At 69.9% G+C, this 4,886-nt stretch carries 7 protein-coding genes; 4 read left to right on the plus strand and 3 right to left on the minus strand.

The window, feature by feature from the left end:
- Positions 1–1,259 (plus strand): energy transducer TonB (locus GJV64_RS11335; protein ID WP_205599607.1); only part of this gene is annotated, 1,259 nt, incomplete at its 5' end.
- Here GJV64_RS11335 and GJV64_RS11340 read toward each other — a convergent pair.
- Entirely contained in the window at positions 1,256–2,107 is an 852-nt protein-coding gene (locus GJV64_RS11340) for an EamA family transporter (protein ID WP_164157331.1), read from the minus strand. The two genes, GJV64_RS11335 and GJV64_RS11340, sit on opposite strands and share 4 nt — an antisense overlap.
- The gene (locus GJV64_RS11345; RefSeq protein ID WP_164157332.1) at positions 2,104–2,775 is read right to left on the minus strand and encodes a nitroreductase; all 672 of its coding nucleotides are present in this window, start codon (positions 2,773–2,775) and stop codon (positions 2,104–2,106) included. The genes GJV64_RS11340 and GJV64_RS11345 overlap by 4 nt, the downstream gene beginning before the upstream one ends.
- 57 nt (positions 2,776–2,832) lie before the next feature.
- Between GJV64_RS11345 and pgsA the strand changes: the two genes are divergently transcribed.
- The 3 genes from pgsA to GJV64_RS11360 are packed head-to-tail and all read left to right on the plus strand — an operon-like array spanning position 2,833 to position 4,081.
- Entirely contained in the window at positions 2,833–3,384 is a 552-nt protein-coding gene (pgsA, locus tag GJV64_RS11350; protein WP_164157336.1) for a CDP-diacylglycerol--glycerol-3-phosphate 3-phosphatidyltransferase, read from the plus strand.
- A complete protein-coding gene (moaD, locus tag GJV64_RS11355; protein WP_408014989.1) occupies positions 3,384–3,638 on the plus strand; it encodes a molybdopterin converting factor subunit 1 in 255 nt (84 codons plus the stop codon). The genes pgsA and moaD overlap by 1 nt, the downstream gene beginning before the upstream one ends.
- Positions 3,635–4,081, plus strand: coding sequence for a molybdenum cofactor biosynthesis protein MoaE (locus GJV64_RS11360; RefSeq protein WP_164157334.1), 447 nt, complete (start codon positions 3,635–3,637; stop codon positions 4,079–4,081). The genes moaD and GJV64_RS11360 overlap by 4 nt, the downstream gene beginning before the upstream one ends.
- Here GJV64_RS11360 and GJV64_RS11365 read toward each other — a convergent pair.
- Positions 4,078–4,886, minus strand: an 809-nt coding sequence (locus tag GJV64_RS11365) for a diacylglycerol/lipid kinase family protein (RefSeq protein ID WP_164157335.1), incomplete at its 5' end; no start/stop codon positions are given. The genes GJV64_RS11360 and GJV64_RS11365 overlap by 4 nt on opposite strands.

Raw genomic sequence — 4,886 nt, forward strand, 5'->3', positions numbered from 1 at the left:
GCCTGCCGCCGGCCGATGCCGATGCCATGCGCAAGGCCCTGGGTGCCGACGCCGCCACAATCGCGGCGCTTTCCGGCACCATGCGCGACACCGCAGCGGCGGCCGCAGCGGCCGGCATGGTCAAGCTGCGCGACAATGCCGCGCTGCTGGCGGGCCATGCGCCGACACCGCCCTGTCGCGACGACGGTGCACGGCCGGATGACGAGGCGATCTTTGATGTTGCGGTGGGCGATCTGTGGGCAACCCGCGTGACATTGGTGCGGGCCAGCCGGCCGGCAGCGGTAGTGCCGCTGGGCGCTGCCCTGTCGGCCTGGGAATGGCCGGTCGCCACGCCAAAAGACCCGCCGGTGCGACGCGCCGGCTTTCATGTCCGCATCGCCTGCAACCAAGTGTCGGAACCGCCCATGCCGTCGTTTCAAGACATCTGGCCGCAACCGTTCGACTGGTTCTTGATGCGAGGCATTGCCCTGCCCCGCGATGATGCCGATGTGCCGGCCCTGCGCGCTGGCCTTGCGGCGGCCACCACGCCGGCCGAACGCTTGCCATGGCTGTTGCAGCTGGCCATCGATCCGCGCGTTGGCGCCCGGGAGACGCTGCAGTTGATCGATCGGGCGCTGGCCGATGCACGGGCGGCAGAGGCGCCCTTTGCCTTCACGGGCGTCGCCCTAAACCTGCGCAGCGGCCTGGTGGCCCCCGCCGACGCGATCGGGATGATGGGCAGGCTTGTTGCCGCCGTGCCGGCCGGCCCGGAGGCGCGGATCATGGCTGACTGGGCGCGCTTGCGGATGGCCGCCCTGCAAGTGGCCGGCGGCCAGACGGCCGAGGCGCTGACGACCCTGCAGGCGGTGGCGGATCAGCCGGCCGCCGATCCGGCCAGTGTGCAGGAGCAGCTGCGCCGCGTCGCCGCCTGGCGGCTGGCCGTGTTCGGTGACACGGGTGATGCAGTCTCCACAGCGCGCCGCGACGCCGCCGGATTGCCGGCCGATGCGTGCCGCACCGGCCCCCTCGCCCCGGTCGGGATCGATCTGACGGGCTTTGTCTATCCCAAGGACGCCAAGCCGTTTCGGCCGCAGGGTTGGGTCAGGCTCAGCCTCGACATTGATGTCACCGGCGCTGTCACCGCCGCGCGCGTGATCGAGGCTGCGCCCCCCGGCCTGCTGGAACCGGCCGCGCTGACGGCCGCGCGCGGCTACCGCTTTCAGCCAGGCCAGGGCCTGCCGTGCCGGGCGCAGATCCTGCTGATCAATCAACCACGCTAGGCGCCCAGGCCTGAAAAGCCGATCAGCATCGCGCCAGCGCACACCACCAGCGCGCCGGCCCAGCGGCGCGGGGTCACCTTCTCCTTCAGCAGCAGCGCCGCCAGCGCCGCTCCGAACAGCACGCTGGTTTCCCGGAGCGCCGTGATCGGGCCGATGGGGGCCCGCATCTGCGCCCACAGCACCAGCATGAAGCCGGCCGACGACAGGGCGCCGGCGAACATGCCCTGTTTCCAGCGCCCGGCCGCCGCTGCCGCGAAGCCGGCACGGCCGCGGCTGGCAATGACGTACAGGCTGATCGGCAGGAAGGTGAAGATGGCGCCCCAGCCCTTGTAGCTGAACACGTCCTGATTGGTGCGGACGCCCAGCGCATCGACGAGGCTGTAGCCCGCAATGGCGGCCCCGGTGAGCAGCGCCCAGCCGGTGGCCGCCAGCGGTGCGTGACGGTTGACACCCACCAGCATCACGCCCGCCGAGATCGCGACGACGCCCAGCGCCTGCGCCAGCGGCGGCACCTCGCCGGCGGCCAGCACGGCGCCGGCGGTCACCAGTGCCGGGGCGATGCCGCGGGCGATGGTATAGACATGGCTCATGTCGCCGGCGGCATAGCCCTTGGTCAGCGCCGTCCAGTAGACGAAGTGGATGGCGCTGGAGGCCATGATGAACGGCCAGGCCGCCGCCACCGGCGCGCCGAACAGCGCGATCAGCAGGCAGCCGAACAGCGAGCCGCCCAGCCCCAGCACCGCCAGATCGACCAGTCGATCCCCCGCGCTGCCCTTCAGGAAGAGGTTCCAGCCGGCGTGGATCAGCGCCGACAGCAAGGTGGCGGCAAGGGCGGAAACCGGGATCAAAGGCCGTGGAACTGCGCCCAGTCGGCCATTGGTGCGCGCGCCGGGCGGGCCTGGTTGGCCTTGTCGTCAGGGTCGATGAAGCCGATCGACATGCCGGTGAACAGCATGCGCTGTTCGGGGATGCCGATGAACTCGCCGATGGTCTTGGGATAGATTGCCCAGCACTCCTGCGGGCACGAATCCAGCCCCTCTTCCTTCAGCAGCAGCATCAGCGTTTGCAGATACATGCCGAGGTCGCTCCACTGCGGCGGGCCCATGCGCCTGTCGACCGAACAGAACAGCGCGACCGGCGCGCCGAAGAACTGGAAGTTGCGCGCAAACCACATGCGCCGCCCGGCCTTGTCCTCGCGCGGGATGCCCAGCCGGCTGTAGAGTTCCTCGCCCACCGCGAACCGGTAGCTGTTGTAGGGTTCGGGCAGCTCCTTCGGGTAGATGTCATATTCGGTTGGCTCCGGGCCGCCGCCGGCCATCAGCTTGCCCATCATGATGCGCTTCAGCTCATCCAGCTTCTCGCCGCCCACCACGTCGATGTGCCAGGGCTGGAGATTGCCGCCCGACGGCGCCCAGGCCGCCTTTTCCACCACCCGGCGGATGACGGCGCCATCGACCGGCGTTGGCAGAAAGCCGCGCACCGAGCGGCGAGAGAGGACGGCATCGGACACGTTCATATTCTGTCCCTTCGGCAACTTTCCTGTTGCGGCTGGATTGCCTATGAAGGCCTGGTGTTGTCCAGCCTGCCCAATCTGCTGACCCTGTCGCGCATCCTGGCGGTGCCCGGCCTCGTGGCTCTGATGTGGGGCAACAATCCGTGGGAATGGCTGGCCGCCTGGGGCCTGTATGGGCTCGCTGCCATCACCGACTATTTCGATGGCTATCTTGCCCGCGCCCAGGGCACGGTTTCAAAGGTGGGCGTGTTCCTCGATCCCATTGCCGACAAGATCATGGTCGCCGCCGTGATCGTGATGCTGGTGGACGCGCAGATTCTGCATGGCTGGAGCGTGATTGCCGGCCTCGTCATCCTCCTGCGGGAGATCATCGTCTCGGGCCTGCGCGAATATCTGGCCGGCCTTGCCGTCTCGATGCCGGTCAGCCAGCTGGCCAAGTGGAAGACGGCGGCGCAGCTCGTCGCACTCGGCGCGCTGATCCTGGTGGGCGCGCAGCCGCTGCTGCCCTGGCTGCCGGCGCTGGAGGTGGGGCTGGTGACGCTATGGGTGGCCGCCATCCTGACGCTGATCACCGGCTATGACTATCTGCGCACCGGCCTCAGGCACATGTGATGGTCCAGCTGGTCTACTTCGCCTGGGTGCGGGAGATGGTGGGGACGGATGCGGAAACGCTCGCCCTGCCCGCCCACGTCACCACGGTGGCCGAGTTGCTCGATTGGCTGGCCACACGGTCGGACGGTCACGCCGCGGCGCTGGCCGACCGCAGCCGCATTCGGGTGGCGGTGGACCAGCAGTTCGCGGGCGCTGACACGGCCATCAGCGGCGCGCGCGAAATCGCCATCTTCCCGCCGGTGACCGGCGGATGATTGCTGCCCGCCTGCAGGCGCAAGCCTTCGACATTGCCGCCGAGCAGGCCGCGCTGCTGGCCGGCCGCACCGACCTCGGCGCCGCCGTTGCCTTCACCGGGCTGGTGCGCGCCGATGATGGCCTGGTGGCACTGACGCTGGAGCACTACCCGGCGATGACGCTGGCCCAGATGCAGGCCATCGCCGACGAGGCCGCCGCCCGCTGGCCGGGCGTTTTCGGCACCGCCATCCACCGCCACGGCCGGCTGTTGCCCGGCGAGGCCATCGTTCTGGTCGTCACCGCCAGCTCCCACCGCGGCGATGCCTTTGCCGCGGCCCAGTATCTGATGGACTGGCTGAAAACCCACGCCCCCTTCTGGAAGCGCGAGGAATGGGCGGATGGCACTGCCCGATGGGTGGAGGCGAAGGTTGAGGATGACGCAGCGGCAGCGCGCTGGGACTAATCCGGACGGGTGTGGATGTAGCGCAGGTCTGACCAGCCCGGCACAAAGCGCACCGGCGGGGCAAGGCGGCGGCGTTCGCCATCGAACAGGCAGCGCACGTGCCGGCGGCGGCCGATCGAAAGCTCGGGCGCCGTGAACGCGGTTACCGTGGCGGCCTCGCGCCAGTCGCCCAGCAGCCAGGACACCGCCACGGCCATGGCATCGGCAAGGCCGCTACCGGTGAACAGCGCCACTTCCAGCCCGTCCGGCGAGGGTCTGATCAGCACGCCGGGGTGGCGGCCGGGGTGGCCCGACACGAAAACACCGCCCACGAAGCCGCGCGACAGCGCCAGCCGCACCGCCTGCACCACGCGCCACAGCCGGCCATGGCGGGCATTTTCACGGGCAAACGCCCAACGCGTGAGCGGCCCGACGATGATCCGGCAATAGCTGGTGTGGCCGCCGGCACGCACCGCCGGCACATGCTCCGAGGTGCCTTTGGCAGCAGCGGCCACGATCTGCTCTGGCGTGGCATCGCCGTGCAAAGCCTTGGGCAACAGGTTCATGGTGCCACCGGGAATGGCGAGGAACTGCCCGTCCCAGCCGGCAGCCGCCGCACTGGCGGCGCCCAGCGTGCCATCGCCGCCCATCACCACCAGCGTATCCAAGCCGGCGAGCGCGGCGGCATCGGGGGCCGGTTCACGCGGAAAGTCGCTGCGGCCTGCGATGGTGGCACCGGTTGCGTCCAGCGCCGCTTCCAGCGCGGCGATGCGCCCCTCGTCGGTGCTCTGGCTGGCGCGGTTGGCCACCAGCCAGACGCGGCCGA

Source organism: Sandarakinorhabdus rubra (genome assembly GCF_010994245.1).
GTDB lineage: Bacteria > Pseudomonadota > Alphaproteobacteria > Sphingomonadales > Sphingomonadaceae > Sandarakinorhabdus > Sandarakinorhabdus rubra.

Coding starts and splice junctions, on each gene's coding strand:
- GJV64_RS11345 (WP_164157332.1), bottom strand. CDS start 2,775: ATGAACGTGTCCGATGCCGTCCTCTCTCGCCGCTCGGTGCGCGGCTTT.
- moaD (WP_408014989.1), top strand. CDS start 3,384: ATGGTCCAGCTGGTCTACTTCGCCTGGGTGCGGGAGATGGTGGGGACG.
- GJV64_RS11360 (WP_164157334.1), top strand. CDS start 3,635: ATGATTGCTGCCCGCCTGCAGGCGCAAGCCTTCGACATTGCCGCCGAG.